This is a genomic window from Actinoallomurus spadix, from assembly GCF_024055725.1.
GTDB lineage: Bacteria > Actinomycetota > Actinomycetes > Streptosporangiales > Streptosporangiaceae > Actinoallomurus > Actinoallomurus spadix.
Genome location: NZ_JAMXMX010000052.1, coordinates 1 through 18,366, shown reverse-complemented (window position 1 = coordinate 18,366; position 18,366 = coordinate 1). Strand labels below are relative to the sequence as shown.

The 18,366-nt window shown below is 70.1% G+C and carries 1 protein-coding gene and 1 pseudogene; both read left to right on the top strand.

All coding sequences use genetic code 11. The features are described from left to right. A partial coding sequence (locus NE235_RS36640) for a hypothetical protein (RefSeq protein ID WP_252811439.1) occupies nt 1-201 on the top strand: 201 nt, incomplete at its 5' end. Between the two features lie 148 nt (nt 202-349). Beyond that, a pseudogene (locus NE235_RS36635) lies at nt 350-18,366 on the top strand (hypothetical protein); the annotation flags it as partial.

The window sequence follows — 18,366 nt, the reverse complement described above, 5'->3', positions numbered from 1 at the left end:
AGGTTCCTCGCCGCGGTGCGGGTGCTGCGGGTGGGGGATGTCGACATCGATTCTGCCGGCGGTGGTGTTGTCCGCAAGAACGGGAATTATGTCGAGCTGACCGATCCCGAGAAGAAAGTTTTGATGCACTGGGCCGCCAATTACGGGTATCCCGTGCCGCGAGCCGAGATCGTCTGGATGGTCTTGAATGGTGAGTCGTAGCAGTAATCTTTACGGCCGTATTGTTGGAAGTCTCCGTGAAAAGGTCGATGGATCTTCTGGGCTGATCACTCTTGTTAACACGGATGTGGGTCCGGCTATCCGTTTTGGGCCGCGTGCACTAGGTTCGGGGGAGGATGCGGTCACGTGGGTGCGGGTCGGAGCTCTCGCGATCGATGTGGTGGGTGGCGAGGTCCGTAAGAACGGAGAGCCGATCGAGCTGACCGCCCTCCAGTGGAAGGCGTTGAAGTATTTCGCCGAGAATCTCAGGAGGTTCCTGCCTGATGACGAGGTGAAACGGGAAGTCTGGGAAGGGCAGAACGTCCATCATTCCTCGTACTCTTACCTCATCAACCGTATTCGTGTATTGATCGGGGATGATCCGGATCATCCTCGCCTGCTCGTTAACACTCAAATGGGCAAAGTTTATGGCCTTCGCTTCGAACTGGCGGAAGGACTTAGGTCGCAGGGGCTGGAAGCCGGGGCTGTGGTGCCTGGGGTTCAGGGGGCGGAGGCCGGTCCGATCCGGGTCGGGTCTGAGGCGGAGATTCGGGGGCTGCGTTCCGAAGGCGGGTCCACCGGCGCTGCGAAAGCGTATGCGCTGGTGCAGAAGAACGCGCGGGCGCTCTTGGACGGCGAGAAGACGACGACCCAGTTGTTTTCGGAGGCGCGTACCGCGGGTTATAGCGGCTCGGCGGCAAGATTCGAGGTTTGGGTTTCCGATGCGAAACGGCGGGTGAAGTATGCGGAGGGTGACGCGCCCTCCCTTTGGAGTGCAAGGTGGAAGCAGAATGGCGTGAGTGATGATGTTCTGACGCTGCTGAAGAACAGTGTCGAAGACCTGATTAGCAAAACAGTCACGCCGGCCGGTCTGTTCGATACGGCGAAGGAAAATCTCGGATACGACAAGACGAAGGAGCGGTTTTACTCCATGGTCCACGATCTGGTCGTGGCCTGGGAGGCCAAGCCGGATCCGGCTTTGCGGCAGTCGGCGCCGGAGGGGCCGCTGCTGAAGATCGAAGATCTCGAGATCTATCGGAGGGACGTCCGCAAGGGCGGGGAGTTTATCCTCCTGGGTGCAGTCGAGCGAAGAATGTTGGATTACTTCGTCGAGAATCGCGGGAAGTTCCTGACGCGAAACATGGTGATGCAGGCGGTCTGGGGTGAAATTGTCCCTGATAGTAAGTTTGGGAAAGTTTACGCTCGGCTGCGTGCAAAGATCGGGGCACATCTATTCGTTTCGGAATGGAGCAGGTCCGAACGTATCAGAGGCGTTCGTTTCGCGCCGCAGGGATTGGCGGGAGGGCATGGCCCGGAGGGGCTGGAAGCCGGGGCTGGGGTGCCTGGGGTTCAGGTGGCGGAGGCTGCCTTTGGTAGTGCCGTTGAGGTGGCGGAGGCGCTGGGATTCTCAGGCATGGAGGTCGGCGGGGCTGGTTCGGGGGAGGGCCAGCTGGGGGCCGAGCCTTGGTGGGACCCCGATGATGAGGTGGACCTTTCTACTCCTCCGGATCCGGGTGTTTTGTTCCCCGAGATGGTTTGGGGACCTGCGGGGGGTTCGGGGTTCCGGGATTCGGGTGCGGGGATCGATGAGCGGTCCGGTGGGGCGCTGGGCGGTCTCGGTGGGGTTGAGTCGGCCGGGGATGAGATGTCGGTCGATGGGGAAGAGGAGTGGCGGCCCTCGGCGCCGTCGGCCGGCGATGAGTTCATGCTGGGCCGTGGTGGGGTCGGTGCTCTTGGCGGGGCGCCGGGTGGTCTTCGCGGGGGGGTGTCGGATGCTGGGAGCGACCGGGTCGCCGGCCCGCTTCCCGCTACCACGCGGGTGCCTGCCGCGGAGGGGGTGATACGCCCGTGGCCTGTGGATGGGGCGGCCGGTCTGACGCGGGTTGAGCTGGAGGACCTGTGGCAGTTCGTGCGCAGCGAGTTCGCGTCCAACCACGTGCGGGTGGTGGGGGATGTCGCGGCGGTGCTGCAGGAGCGGCTGCCGGAGTTGTATGAGGACCTCGAGCCGGAGTGGAAGCGTCCGCTGCCGCAGGCCGGTGCGCGGATCGCTCAGATCGAGCTGGCCAAGGGAATCAGGGCGCTGGGCGTGGGACCCGGCGAGGAGGAGTCCTTCCCGGGTACGACCGTGGAGGCGGGTGCCTCGGCCGCGCGTCCGCCCGTCCCCGCGTCGCGAAGCGAGGTCGCCCAGGCGTACGCCAGGGCTCGCACCGAGTTCCGGCTGCCCGGCACTTACCGGTTCACCTCGTCGCACGCCGTCGCGATGCGCGAACTGCTGCGGCTGGCCGGGGCGGAGCACGATCCGAACGCCCGCCCGAACTGGATCGCCCTGGCCACCCGGGTGAACCGCGGCTGGCAGCAGAACGCGGTCACCGACGCGGTGAGCGCGGTCCTTCCGGCGGACCTGCCGGGGCTCCTCTCGGCGGCCAGGCTCGCGCTCGACGTGCACGGTCCCGGCTTCACCCTCGACCAGCTGCGGAACGCCCGGCGGCTCGCCGACGCCATGCGGGCCGACCCGGCAACGCTGGCCGACGTCCTGCAGCGGCCCCGCAGGGAGCCCGGGGACGAGGTCAGGATCTCCGACCTGCGCGAGCTGATCCACTCGTTCGGCGGCTACGGACCGCTCGAGTATCCGACGGTCGACGACGTGCGGATGGTCGCCGCCCTGGTGGCCGAGGCGTTCGGCTCGGTGCCGTTGACGGTCGCCGGGCTCCGTACGGTCTGGGAGACCGCCGCCGAAGTGTCGCGCTCGGAGGCCGCGGCGGTGCTGAGCGAGGCCGGCCTGGCGGTGGCCGAGCTCGAACTGTCGTTCTCGGTGCTCGGTGCGGACGTGGCCGCCGCACACCGCACCGAGCTGGAGGAGCGGCTGGGGCGGCTGCGCGCGCTCGCCGACGCTCCGTGGCGGCCGAACCAGCGCATACGCGTCGACCGGCTACGGGACGCCTTGCGGGAGGTCGACGAGCGGATCGCCGAGATCCACGCCGCCGCCGTGCACAGCCTCGAAGACCAGGTCAGGACCGAGCTGGCCGGCTCACCCCGGGACGCGGACGCCGCCGAGGCCCTCCGCCAGAGGCTGGAGAGCCGGACACCGGACACCGGCCCGGTGGCCGTACACGAGTTGCTGGCGATCCGGTCCGAAGCCGCGCGCCTGGCGACGCCGGAACCGAACCCGGACCCCGAGGGCCACACGGAACCGGGCACCGAGGCCGCGCCGCGACCGCTCGTCCGGCGGCTGCCCGGACGGATCCGGTACGCGGCGGAGGAGAACGCCCGCCGTGGAGTCGACCGGTGGACCCTGCCGTGGGGCGAGTGGGGACACGTCTCCCGGGTCGGTGACGTGCGGCTGGGCGAGGACCGGCGGCTGGCCGCGTGGATCGCGGAGCCGCTGCCCGCGGAGCTGCGGGGGCCGGTCGAGGACGGTGTCGTCGCCGCGTTCACCCGTCTGGGCAGCCAGGAGGCGGGGCGCCGGCTGGCGTCACCGACCGGGATGCGGGTGCCGACGCCGAAGGGGCCGGTGGTGGTACAGCTTGCCCTGGGGCCGCTGATCGGCGAGCACGGCCCGCGCTACCGCCGTCCGCAGGAGGTGCAGTCGGTACAGATCGGCGCGCGCCCGTCGCAGGCCCTCGATCTGCCGCAGATCGTCAAGCCGTCCACCTTCACCGACGTCAACGACAACCGGTCGATCGCGCCGGAGTCGAAGGGCGACGGCCTGATCTCCATCGCGACCGGCTGGAACATCCTGCCGGGCGTCGGCGTCATGCCCACCGTCACCGGCCGGGGCTCGCGGGGCTTCGGCGCGTACGAGGGCGCGGTCATCCAGACGGTCCAGCAGATCTGGCACGAGCAGTACGCCTACTTCGAGGTTCCCGCGAACCACGACGACCCGGCGAGCGGCAGCCGCTTGTCCGTGACGTTCCCCGGTGAGGCCGGGAGGGAGACCGTCGTACGGCCAGCCGACGTGCTCCTGGCCTTCGCCGAGGACGAGTCCCCGCCGGAGGAGGGCGCACCGCCGGCCTTCGGTCCGGAGCGCGCGCTGCCCGACAAGGCCCCCGCGACGATGGCCGAAGAGTTCCACCGCGTGCTCTGGCGGGTGACCACGATCGGCGAGTCGTTCGTCGTGGACCGGGGTCCGGAGGCCGTCGCCGTGCGGATCGCACTCCGCTTCCCCGACGCCGACGCCGACTTCATCTCCGCGGTGACCGATCTGTTCTCCGAGTTCCAGCTGTTCCGGGTGCACAAGGACGTCCTGGGCGAGGGTTACCTGTCCGGAGAGTTCCTGGTGAACCAGAACACCCAGGCCTGGGCGGCCTTCCGGCTGCGGGGCCGGATGACGGCCTTCCGGCAGGTCGACACCGCCGAGGGATACGTCCAGCAGGACGCGCGGCACCTGTTCTGGTCGGGCGAGTCGAGTTCGATGAGCGGTGGTGTCGCCTCGGACCTGACCCTGAAGCTGTCGCCGCCGACGTTCACCGTGCGGGACACGCCGGTGCAGACCGGCCCGGCCGGCGGCGTCAAGGCGTCCGGATCGGTCGTCCGCAGCCTGGCGGCCTCGATGGGCGCCGGCGACTGGCGCAGCGTCGGCTATACCTCCGGCCGGCGGATCTACCGGCTCACGATGGCCCTCGAGGTCGACGTCCGCTCCTCCCGGCCGGCGGCGGCACGGCCCGCGCGGTTCGCGATGACCGCGTACGTCGAGGTGCCGGAGTGGGAGGCGGACCGGTTCGAGCGGGAGCTGAACGACGTGCTCTCGGGTGTGGCCCTGGACCGGCCCGGAGGCGACGGCCGGATGATCGTGCCGGCCGACGGCCCTCATCTGACCGACCGCATGCCACCGCTCGGCATCCTGAAGGGCCGCAGCCGCGGAGCGTCGGTCCCCGACATGCTCGGCGGGTTCGAGAAGGTCGTGCCCCGGGCGATGGAGCTGATCGACCAGGCGTTCGGTGACCCGCGGCTGACGAGCGTCGCTCCGCGTCTCACCGCACGACAGCGACACCGGCTCGAACGGGCGATGAACCAGAGGTTCTCGGTCACCACCGCCCTGCCGTACACGAGTCAGCTCATCAACCACCGGATCCCCTTCACCCGGCTCTACCAGGCGCCCGGCGGCCGGGTGCGGATCACGGTACGGGCGTGGTCGCAGCAGGGCGAGGACTGGACGGGCGCCCGGCTGGAGAAAGGCCGCATCGACCACAACCCGGTCTACTACGACGACCTGGGCGCGACCGAGCAGGTGGCGGCCCAGCTCGGCTACCGCGGCGGTGGTCACCTCGAACTGGGCCCGCTGTACAGCGCCCTGCGCAGGCTGAGCTTCCCCAGCTTCCCCGCGCAGTTCACTTACGCCCGGGCCCACACGGCCGCGCTGACCGCGCGTTCCGGTGTGTGGTCCGCACTCGGCTTCATCTACGAGGGCCCGCTCCGTGCCTTCCTGTTCGGTACCCGCTATCACGTCGACGTCGAGCTGACCTTCGAGCCGGAGGCCGCGTCCGGTGGCACGCTCGCCGGGCTGGCCGCCGGCGCCGTCCGCCAGTCCGTCGGCCTGCTCACCGGCACGCCGCCGCAGGGCCTCCCGACCCGTACGGTCCGCCGCCACGACGACTGGCCCGGGCTCATCCGTTACCTGGTCCCGGAGGGGCTCAGCCCGCTGACCGGCGGTCATTCGATCCCACGCTCGCCGGCCCCCGAGCTGGGCCGGGCGCTGCGACGGCGGCGGCCCATCGCGCCGGTGACATCCCAGGACCTGTGGGGATGGGCCGCCGGGGAACCTGAACGCCTGCGGTCCGACGACCAGCCGTTGGAGGTCCTCGGCGTCGAGGAGCTGGGACAGGTGACCGGTGAGCTGCTGGAGGCCGCCGGAATCCCGCCCGAGACCTACAACGACACGCTGGAATTCGAGGTCAACGAGGACCAGCTCATCGGACGGATGCTCTGGGGCGGCCCGACCGCTCACACGTTCGGGATCAGGCACAGCGGGTCGGTCGGGAACCGGCACGCGGTGGTCTCGCTGCGGGGCACGGTGCTCCGGCTACGTCCCCAGGTCGGTGAGGTCGGCATGCGCGAGAGCGCCATAGGCGACTCCGAACCGGCGGTGATCTTCACCGGCCAGCGCTCCACGTCCCATGTCCTGTCCGGCAGCGCCGACCCGGCCGGCGAGTTCGAGGACGGCGGGCCGTCCGGGAGCTGGACGCTGCGCAACGTCACCGAGACGAACCTCGACTCCAACGAGCCGCTGTCCGGCCGCTGGATCACCCAGGAGAACCGCGAGTACCGGCCGCACCGCGGCACGATGCTGTGGGACGTCACGGTGACGAGCTGGAGCGCGAACGCCCTCGGTAGCTGGTCGCCCAGGACCGATCGAGTGCAGGTGCTCGTCGTCGGCGGCCTTCTCCTCCTGCGGCCGGTGCCCCAGCCGCCGATCGAGCGTCCCCTCGACGTGCCGAAATGGCTGTCCCTGGAGGAGCTACCGCTGGCGGCCGCCTCCGACCGTATGGAGTGGCCGCGACCGGACCACACGCCCGACGGCCCGAACCCCGTGCTGACCATGGTCCGGGGCGTTCTGCGCGCGGTCGACGAACAGCTGCTGTACCGGCAGTGGCGCATCGTGAACGGCGAACCGAGGGCGGTGCGCTCGGGTGTGCCGACCACCCTGCAGTCGCTCCTGCAGAAACCCGCGCTGTTCGGGCACCGCGACACCCTCCTGGGCCCCGGCCTGGTCCTCCACCTGGCCCGCTCGCTGCCCGGCGCCGGCAAACAGTTCACCCTCGTCCTGCGCGCGGAAGCGCTGGAGGAGTACGAGTACGTCGACACCCGCGCCCGCGACTTCGCGCTGTACCGGATCAACACCCAGCGCCAGGTCGGCCGGTACGGCACGACCTCGGCGCACAGCGTGGGCGCGAACTTCGGTAGCACCCGGATCCCCGCCACCGGCCGGGCGGTCAGCACGTACCTCGAAGGCACGGCCGAGGGCGACCACTACGAGCAGACGACGATCGGGCAGGGCAAGATCCGCCGCACCCGCGACGTGCAGACGGTCCTCGGCGACACGCACGCCTACATCGGCGAGCTACGGATCACCGCGACCCTCTACCGCGGCTACAACGCGTCCAAGGCAGCCCAGGTGCTCACGCTCGGACTGGCGGACTCGGGGCTGGCGCTCTTCATCGATCCCAACAAACCCGTGCCGGTCGCCGTGACCGATTTCGTGGACATCGTCGAACGCGTCCAGTTCCCCGCCTCGATGCTGCCGGGCCGGCCACCGAACATCGCGCCGGTGGCCGACCGGGTGGGCCGGCTGACCGCGGCCACGACGCCCGAGGAGGTGCTGACCGGCGCCGGACTCACGCCGTTCGCGGTCGGGCGGGCGGACATCCTGCGCCGTGCGGTCGTCCCGATCGGCATCGACCCGTTCGCGCTACGGACCCTGTTCGACGCCTCGATCGCGATCTTCTCCGGCACGGCCCCCGACAGCGACGCGCCCGCCGTGGTGCGGAGCCTGATGACCGCCACGGGAATGCCGTGGGAGGCGTACGCGGCGCTGCTCAGCCGGCACCAGTTCATCACCAGCTTCCACCTGACGCTCGACGACGGACACACCTTCCCGACGCTCGTACGGGAGGACGGCCCGGCCACCGACGCGCGGGGCGAGGCGTTCATCCAGACCCGCCTGCACGACCCGAAGCCTCTCGGCTGGGTCGACAGCCGGCTGCACTCCGAGACCGACCACGAGGCCCAGAACGAGCTGCTGGACGCAGCGGGCACGACGTTCGGCGTCTCCCTGGACGGCGGACCGGCGCTGGCGCCGCCGAGCGGCAACCCGGTGGTGCCCGTCGAGCCGTCCGTCTCGCTCGGGCAGAGCCACGACCACGGCCTCACCGCCGGCGAACAGCTCGTCCGGTCGATCGCCTTCCGGCGCCACGCGTACTACCTGCGCGTAGAGGCCGGCGTGCTGGTCGGCCTGCGGATCAGCGCGGTCAACGAACGCCGCGACGTCCGGTACGGAGCCGGCGAGTCCCTGCTCTGGTACAGCATGGACGACTCGGCGGAAGTACTGCTGGACCCGGAGACCGCACTGGCCAGGCGGATGCTGTCCGGATCGGAGGGCATCCCCGGCCTGGACCACCGCCGCTACCTGCCGCACGTTCCGGCCGTCGCCCCGCCGCGCGGCAGCGAGGCCGCCGCCGAGGAGCTGAACCGGCTGCGCGCCGCCCTTGCCCTGCCCCGGTACGGCGACTGGTACATCCTCGCCGGACACTATGACCCGGCCGCCCGGCAGGTGGTCCTGAACGCGATGCGGGACGAGGCCACCGGCGACCCGGCATTCGTCGTCGAACGGCACGACGTCGCCGGTTTCGCCGAGCTCCTCACCGGCTTCGAGGACCTCGGCGACCGGCCCATCGTGCTGGTCATGGGTGGGATGGACGTCGACTTCGCCTCGGCCGTCGCCCGGCGGATCGGGCATGACCTGCTGATCAGCTCCGACGACATACGGCAGGACCACGCCGTCCAGGCCGTCCGCGGAGACGGTCCGGGCAACTGGCTCCTGGTGCGGCGCGACGGCTCGGAGCCGATCACGTACGGCGCCGACCTGGACGAGGTGCTGACCAGCCAGATCGTTCCCGAGCTGCGCGGCGCGCGCCTCGACGACGAACCCGGCACGATGTACCCGAACCCGGCGGTCACCTGGTCGGCCTACCGGGCCGCGACCGTTGAGGCCCAGGACGCACCGGCCCAGGATTCGCCGCCGTCGCGGTTCGAGCGCGTGCCGGTCCCACTCGAATCCCCGGTCCCTGACGAAGCCTCCGCGGAGGAGATCTCGGCCGGCGGAACCCATGTCGGCGTGTCCGCCACGGTGGACTCGTCCGTGGTACGTGCCGTTCTCTTGGGCGAGATGCCGGCGGTGGACGAGCCGGAGGAATCGGTGCCGTCGCCCGACGGCGGGGAGCTGACGCTCGGCGGTGATGCGGTCGCCCATTTCAACCCTTGGACGAAGAGCAGCCACAGCCGCGACAGCGGAGCCTGCGTCGAGGTTACCCTCGCGACGCTGGTGACCTCGACATCACCGCAATCCAGGCACACGGTGACGATGGGCGACGCTGCTGCCACGGGGGCGGACGTGGCGCAGTCGATGGCCGGCACGACGAACGAGATGCCAGGCGGTCTTCGTGATGAAGACCTCCTCGATGACGTGATCCCCCCGCATCTTCGTGAGGCCGGCGAGCAGGCCCTTACGCCGGTCGGCGAGCACGAGCCGGCCCCGGCCGGCCCGCTCCCGGCCACCGCTCAGGTGCCTGCGGCAGAGGGTGACGTACGGCCGTTCCCGGCGGGCGGGGCGGCCGGGCTGAATGAGTATGAGTTGCAGGTGCTGTGGCATGAGGTGCGCAGGGAGCTGAGGCGCAACCACCAGCAGGTCACGGGTGCTGATGCGGCGGAGCTGCGGGAGCGGTTGCCGAGGCTGTATGAGGAGCTCGAGTCGTGGTTGCGGCGTCCACTGCGGCGTGCCGGTGAGGCGATCGCGCAGATCGAGCTGGCCGAGAAGGTCTTCAAGCTGTCCGGCTGGGGATCCAGCAAGGAGAAGGAGTACTGGTACCTCCTGTCGCCGCCGGGCGATGAGCCTTCCGATGAACAAGACCGCAAGAAGGTGCTGGCGCGGGGTCCCTACGGTTTCAGGCTCGAAGTCGAGGAGAGGAGGGCCTACCTGGGGCCGGACGGTCGTTACTTCAAGGACGGGAACGAGGCGGTCGCCGCCGGCGGTATCGGGGCGGCCGTGTCGGTCCGGATCGCCGAGGTCATTCCTGGACTGATGAAGGACGTGCCGGGAGAGACCTACACCGACCCGGACGCCATGTACGCCGAGGAGCAGGCCATGGACTCCGCGTTGCGCGGAATCCCCGGCGCGCCCGGCGATGAGCCCGTTCTCCCGCTGAAGGACATCCTTCCGCCGGGATGGGAGCTGACCGAAGAAGGGGCCGGCTGGCTGATCGGGCCACCTCCGGTCGGGGCTCCTTCCGGTTCGCACGACCAGTACAACGTCGGTGTGCCGATGGCGGTGGGCCACCCGTTCCTGCGGTACGTGCTCCAGCGCACCTGGCGCGACCAGAGTCAGGGGTATCCGACCCGGGACAATCTGGCCGACGCACTGGACTTCGCCGACCACATCGCCGCCCGGTTCACCTCCTATGAAGCCCTCGGGTACATCCCCGATGACCTTCGGCCGGTGTACCGGTACCTGGACCTGCCCGACCTCGCGGTGCAGCAACTGCGGATGCACGCGGCCATGCTGTACGTGCACACGGCGATGTTCCTCAGCAGCCGTGTCGGCGCCGGCATCACGAAGGCCTACGCCGCGGCCCTGTTGCGTTATGACCCGTACCGGCCGTGGAAGGAGCTCCCGGAGCGGGCGCGGAACTACCTGCAGAGGGATCAGGCCGCCTTCCCGCGCATCCTCGAGGACACCTTCCGGAGCCGGTTCCCGGACTACGACGAACGCCATCTCCTCTCCACGGGCGAGCCTGTGCAGAACGGTGGCCTGCTGTCGCTGCCATTCACGGAGGCCGTATCCCTTCGGAACTTCGTGCTCGCCGGAGTCATCGGGAATAGGCGAGTCCACCTCGAAGACGTCATTGACATGTCCGTCTTCGAGGAGTTCGACAGGAACGGCGGGACGCTGCCGAAGGCCGTGCTCGAGATCCGGTACTTCGTTCGCTTGATGGTGACCGCCGGGGAGTCGCGGGAGTACCACAAGGGCCTCACGGATGAGATACGGCGGCTCTACCCGCAGGCCGTTCGGCTGCACAATCCCACGCCCGAGGACCTGGCCGCCGTTAATGCGGCACGGGCGGAGCTGCGACGCCTTAAGTTGCCCGGGCAGGCCGTACCCTCCGAGCCCCTGCGGCTCGGTCTGCTGTACCGCGACGCCGCCTGGCCGGCCGCCCGCCGCGCTTACGAGACGGGCCTCGCCGGGGTCCTGTCGACGCGTGCGAAGGCGTTCGCCGCGACACGTAACGCCATCAGTCGCTTGTATGAAGCACTGTCGGCCGCGCCGGCACGGGACGCCGCTCCGTTCTTCGGTACGGCGGAGCGACCGGTGGGTTCCCCCGCGGACCTGCGGGTCCTGCTCGCCGACGGTTCGGCGCCGGGTCTGGCCCGGATGCTGGACGCCTACGCGGCCGGAGTCGCCAACGCCTCCTGGTACGGCCGCAACAGGGTTGTACTTCCGGACTCCGGACCGCGCAGCCGGACCTGGCTTCAGTGGATGCGGGCACGAGGCCATCACCTGGGCGACGCGCCGCTCGATCGGCTCGAACACCTCTTCGCCACGTACCGGAGTCTGGACCCGGACACCGATGACGGCAGGGATTTCCTGGCGGCGGTGATCGCCTGGGGGGTTCCGCAGGGGGATGCGCTGTTCGACGTGCTACTCGCCTGGGAGCGGGCGGGATTCGACGACGAGGCGCTGAGCTGGGCGCTGCGCCGCGAGCCACGAGAGGTGTACGAGTGGGTCGACCGGCAGATGAACCCACGGGAAGGATTCACGAGTCCGCCTGTGGCGCTGACGCCGCCGCACCTGCAGGTCTACGACCGGCTCGTTGACTGGTCCGTGACGCCGGACGTCCAGCGGGCGGCCGGCGCGGTCGGCCTGGCGCCCCGCGAGGCCGCCGCCCTCCAACGCGTCGGGACGCTGCCGGCGGAGGGCACCGACGCCCTGGCCGACGTGGTGTGGGACCTGGCCCGGCGGGCCGTCGCGCGCCTTGGCCAGGATGAACTCATGGGCTGGTCGGCCCGATGGCAGCCCGGCGAGCCGGAGTCGTTCCCCGGTCTGGCGGAGGGCGCCCGGGTATCGGTGCCGCCGATCCTGCCGGTGTGGCCGTCACCGGAGGAAGCCCTGGCACACGTGCAGCCGGAGGACGGGCCCGGCTGGGTGGTCCTGAACCAGGTGTACCGCCTCGTGCACGCCGCAGGCGCCTTCGGCGAGGCGACCGGTCAGGGCGAGCTGTACTACCTGCTGGACGAAGGCGACCTCATCGTCTCCGAGGTCCGCCCGCACACCGGCGAGTGGAACGGCGTGCGCGTGGTGGAAGTCAAGCTCGACTCCCCGCCCCCCAACGCATCGGCCGAGGACGCGATGTCGCTCGACGAGCCGGAGGAGAAATCCTCGTCGGCGTCGTCGTCGGGCGACGAGGAGTCTGCGGTCGGCGTTGAGCCGGTGGTGGGTCTCCGCGGGGGAGCGGCCCCCTCCCGGACGGATCGATGGTTCCGCCGCGTGCCGAGCATCCGCGATCTCAGCTTCTGGCGGATTCGGGGTCGGAGCGCTTCCCCCGCTCCGAGCCCGTCCGAAGGGGGCGCGTGGACCCGCGGCCTCGTCCGCCGGGCCTCGGAGCTGTTCGCATCTCGTCCCGGGGCTCGGAGCGGTTCGGCCGCCGTCAGCCTGACGGGGCCCGGGGGCCGGTCGGCGACGTTGCTGCCGTCGGAAGAGTCGTTGCGACAGCGCGATGCCGTGACCGGCTCGGCGCCCGTGCGCCCTCGGCTGCGGCTGACGGACCCGGATGGCGAAGTCGCGACGATCCGGTCGGGCGTCACCGCTTCCCGCAGGTCCGGTGAGTCGGCGGGCGAATCTCGTGAGGGGCGGCCGGAAAGCGGCGGCGACCCGGTCCACAGTGGTGCGACCGGGGCGGGATCCGCTTCGCCCAAGCTGGAGCTGCCGGAGGGCACCGGGGACTTCGTGCCCGACCTCATGGATACCATCAGGAGAAGCGTGCCGACCGTGCCCCGGCGTATCGCCGGGCGGTTGCCTTCTCTGCGGCCGACCGACGACGAGGCGCTGACGCCGGAGCGCCTGGTCGGTGAGTTCGGGATCCCTGCGACGTACCAGAAGTCCATCCAAGACGTCGCAGACCGGTTCAACCTCGTGTTGGACGTGCGGCCGACGAATCCGGACTCGGTCCCCTGGCTGGAGCGCGGCGCGCTCCCCAAGCCTCAGGAGATCAAGGCCAAGACGATCGGGAAGGCGGACGTCCACCTCGGCGCGTCGGAACACCACATCGGCCTCGTCGGCTATTTCCAGCCCCGAATGCCGTCCGAGGACCACCTCGACCGTCTCTCGACACGGGAGCGCCAAGAGGTCCTGCGCCGCTTCGAGCAGAGACAGAACGAGTTCTCGTCCCTGGCCGCGGAGATGGCCGAGCGCGTCCAGAGCGGACGGTTCCAGGTTCGTGACGGGCTCGTCGAGGAACGCGGTCCGGACGGCGAGTTCCATCTCCTGGCCGGTGACCTTGATCTGTACGACGTCAAGCTGCCCGACGACGGCTCCCGCCTCGAACAAGATTCCTACGAAAGGACCATCTGGCTGCTGGAGCGCGTGAACGTCGGGATCCGGCACGGCGCGCACGCGTACTGGCACCCCAAGAACGCCTTCGAGGAGCAGCTCCGCGCCGAGATCATCGCGCGGCATCGGGCGGACAGCGACAATGCCGTGCCGCTGGTCCGGTTCGCGCCCGGAGAGCCACCCATCCTGGTGTTCGCCGACGACCAGCCCGGGCCGAGCACGACGTCCACGACGGTGACGTCCGGCGTTCAGACCCAGGTGGTCGCCCGGCTGGGGGCCTGGACGTGGCCTTCCCCGGCAGATACCCGGACGCACGCCGACAGGCAGGAGCCCGGACTCTCGCCGCATTCCTCGGTCGAACGGTTGCGGTCCGTCTCACCTGGTCCTCGGGGGGAGACGAGTCGTCTCCGTGGGGAGGCTCCGCCGGCCGGCGTTCACGCGTCCCCGTCCGCGCCCGAAGACCTGCGGCCCGCCGAGAGCGTCGAGGACGAGGACGTCTATCCGCTCATTCCGGCCACGGACCTGGACTGGAAGCAGCGGGTGCTGGAGGCCGCGCTGCAATCGACGGGCTCGTACGAGTGGTCGCGGTCGGGACCCGATCCGGAGAACGGCCTCAGGCTGTTCCAGGAATACGAGGAGCGCCCCGGTGAGAGGCGCGTCAACGATTTCGCCCGGTGGCTTCACGGCGGGGGCCCGGCGCTGTCGTCCCGGAGCAAGCTGAACTGCTGGGAGCCGTTCCTCTACACGGCCTACTGGACGGGTGCGGTCGACCGGGCGTGGCTGGAGGGCATTCATCTGCAGGCCGCTCAAGAGGCGAGCAGGGCGGTCTACCAGGCACGCCAGGGCGGCGAGTCGAATCGCGACGTCCTGGCGGACGTGCTGGACAAGGCGTACTTCGGCACGTTGCGGATTTCCATGACGGCCGGCGACTTCACGCGTCACGACGTCGATCCGCTGACCGAGCTGAGCACACCGGACGTCCCGCGGGGGCATCTCGTGTTCTTCGGTGACATGAAGCACGTCGCGATGGCGCTGGGAACCCGGGACGCCCAGGGACGCCAGGAGGTCCTGAGCCACTGGAACTTCCCCGAGAGCAGGCCCGGGCGGCCGACGACCAGTCCGTCCGGTCCGGGATTCCTCCAGCGGACCACGGTGGAGGAGATCCAGGAGGCGCTGTCCCTCCTGGACCTGGCCACGACCGTGACCTCCGCGGCACCGGCGTGGCCGGTGGCCCGTACCGGCGCCGACCCCCGGAACGGCATGCCGGCCGCGGTGGAGCAGCCGGCCGCCAAGGTCGAGACGCCGGCGAGTCCCGATGAGTGGCTGGACCGGCGGTTCGACGCGCCGGTGGCGAAGATCGCGACAGAGCGGTACGACCCGAAGATCACGTTCTTCCAGGGCGAGCCGGGGACGGGCGCCGGGTGGGAGACGCTGATCCGGGTCAACGTGCAGCGCATCCAGGCGGCGAACGGGACCTGGGTCCGCGTCCACGTCATCACCCTGCCGGTCAAGCCCATGTTCGGCGTGACCGAGACCGATGTCCGGGCTCTGCAGGCGTCGCTGAACCGCCTGTACGACAAGCACGTGAACCGGGGATACAAGCTCCCGCGGTCGGGTGACCAGCTGTTCATGGCGGTGAAGCTGGTCGTCGACCCCGGCCACGGTGAGGCCGTCGAGATACGCCCCGGACGTATCGCGGATGCGCCGGACCTCAAGGAGCGGAAGCCTCCGGTGAAGGGTCCGGACGCCCGCCACTGGGGTCTGGGTGATTTCCTGATCAAGCTCGCGCATGAGTCGTCACACGCCGCGGGGCTGCCGGACGAGTACCTGGATTCGGAGTCGTTGTTCCGCCGCCTGGCGACGCTGACCGTTGTGGGAAGCAACAGGGTCCGTCGTACGGAGCCGCGCTCGGCGGTCAAGTTCGACGGGCTCATGGCGGGCGGCCCGTTCGACCCGGCCCAGGAGATGCCGGCGCGGTACCTGGAGCGGATCGAGTCGGTGGTGGACGCCACCGCCGTGCTGGTGGACCACCCGCTGGAGTCCTCCGGCGCGCCCGCCTTCACGATGGTCGTGACCACCGAGCAGAGCGGCGCCGCCGACACCGTCGCGTCCTCGGACATCTACGAGGTCCTCGGCCACCGGGATGACCTCTCGTCGTACCCTGCCCCCTCCGCACCGGGAAATCAGGCGCCGCCCGTGCCGGCTCGGCACGGGTCCTGGTCCTCGGCGCAGGGGGCGTACCAGCGTGCGGTGGGACAGGTGTTCGGAGCGGACCCGGCCGTGGTCGGCGTGGCTCTGGAGGTCGCCCGTCGCCTGTTCGACCTCCTGGTCAACCTCACCGGGGACGAGGAGGCAAAGGCCGGATTCGCCGTTCCGGCGAAGGAACTCCACGAACTGCTCAGTGGCGTTTCGCAGTGGCGACTCGATGAGCTGATGGCCGCGATCCACCGCGCGGTGCACCATCACCACGAGGCGCTGACCGAGCTGTTGGGCGAGAGCCCCCGGAACCGGGGCCCGCGCGATGGGGCCTGGCTCGCGGAGATGCGGGGCCGGGGGCACGATGTGGGTGTCCTGCCGCCCGATCAGACCGAGTGGATGCTGCGGGTGACCGGGCGGCTCGGGTTCACGGCGATCGAGGGTCGGTCGTTCCTCCAGGCGGTGATGTCGTGGGGGATCGAGGTGTCGCAGTCGTTCTTCGACACCTTGGAGGCGTGGTCGTCGGCGGGGTCGGGGAGGGACCTGGGCTTCGCGGTGCCGGGTGAGGTGCTGGCCGGTGGACCGTCGGAGCTGCACGCCTGGATCGACGCGCAGTTCGATCCGCGCGGCCGTACCCGGGATCCGCGGTTGCTCGCGGATCTGACACCGCCTCGGCTGCGGGACCATGGCGAACCGGCCGCCCCGGTCGCCGAGGACACCTCACCCCAGGAGCTCCCGTCCAGGGACGCCGACCGGCCCGATCGGGCCGGTCGGCCGGCGGTGGGGACGGGCGGCGCCGTCAAGCGCGTCCGCTGGGCCGACCAGGAAGGCGTCGACCTGGAGACGCCCGCAGCCGTCGAGCACCAGGTCGTTCTTCCGGCCGGGAGTATCCGGACGATGGCGCCGCGCCTCCGGCCGGCGGCCGGCGTCGCGGACGCCGATGTCTATGCGTTCGATCCGGCCACGGTGCTCAGCTGGACGCACCGGCTGGTCCTGGCGGCGCTGGGATCGATCGGCTTCCACGAATGGACCTACTCCGATGTGGACGGCCTGTTCCGGCTCGACCCGGTGACGAACCACGGCACCAACCACTTCAACCAGTGGCTCCGCGGCGAAGGTCCCACTCCGTCGTCGGAGAGCAGGCTGAACTGCTGGCAGGCGTTCCTCTTCACGGCCTACTGGTCCGGCGCGGTCGACCGGGCCTGGCTGATCGAGATTCACCGGGATGCCGCCCGGGCGGCGTTCGACGTGGTCCGGGCACGGCTGGGGCAGCCCGGGGTGTGGCCTGGGCTCGCATTGTGGGAGGCGAAGCAGGCCTACCTCGCCACGCTGAGGCGTTCGATGACCTCCGGGGCCTCCACGCACCACGAGGTCGATCCACAGACCGGGCTGCTGACATCGCCGATTCCCACCGGGCATCTCGTCTTCTTCGCCGACATGGATCACGTGGCGTTGTCGCTCGGAACGCGGGACGCCGCAGGACGCATGGAGGTGCTCAGCCACTGGACCCGTCCCGAAGGAGCGCCTGGCCGGGGGACGTCCGGTCCCCCCGGGTACCTGCAGAAGACCACGGTCGAAGAGATCTGGAATCTCATGGATCCCCACCCGCGCATCGAATCCGCGCCACCCGCGTGGTCGACGGCCCGGTTCAGGGACGATCCTCGCGACGGTGTGCCGAGCCCGGTGGAGACACCGGCCGCGAAGGTGGAACGAGCGGCGGGTCCTGAGGAGTGGCTGGACCGGCGGTTCGACGCGCCGGTGGCCAAGGTCGTCACGCAGCGCTTCGACCCGGGGACCCGCTTCACCGCGGCCGGCCCGAAGGACAAGTCGGCGGGGACGGAGAACCTGATCCGGCTGAACGTGCAGCGCATCCAGGCGGCGAACGGCACGTGGGTTCGCAACCACGTCGTGGTCCGGCCGGTGAAGCCGATGCCGGGCGTGACCGCGCCCGACATCACGGCCCTCCAACAGGCGCTGAATCGCGTGTACGACGCCTACGTGAACCGGGGCTATGCGCTGCCGAGATCGAAGGACCAGCTGTTCATGGCGGTCAAGCTCGTCATCGATCCTGAGCACGCGGAGGCCGTCGAGCTACGACCGGGACGCACGAAGGACGCTCCGGACCTCGAACTGGAAGGCCCGGACGCGCGGCACTGGGGACTGCGAGACCCTCTCATCGAGCTGGCACATGAGGCGTGGCACCCGGCGGGCCTGCCGGATGAGTACCTCGACCCGGCCTCGTTGTTCCGGCGGGCCTCGACGTTCACGGTGGTGAACCCCAACGGGACCCGGCGAGTGGAGAGGCGTACGACCGTCAAGAGCGACGGGCTCATGGCGGGCGGACCGTTCGACCCGGCCCAGGAGATGCCGGCGCGGTACCTGGAGATCATCGAGTCGGTGGTCGACGCGACGACGAATCTGCGGGACCACCCGCTGGGCGCGTCCGGCACGCCGCGTTCCGCGACCACGGAGCACAGCGGCGTCGCGAACACCGTCGCGAACACCGTCGCGGGCACGGAGCTATACGAGGTGCTGGGCCGGCGGGACGACCCCCCGTTGTACCCCGCCCCCTCCGCACCGCTCTCGGCCCGGCCTGGTGTCGAGCCGACCGGGACCGAGCCTCTCGCCCTCGCCGGCCCGTCCGAGGAGGAGTACGC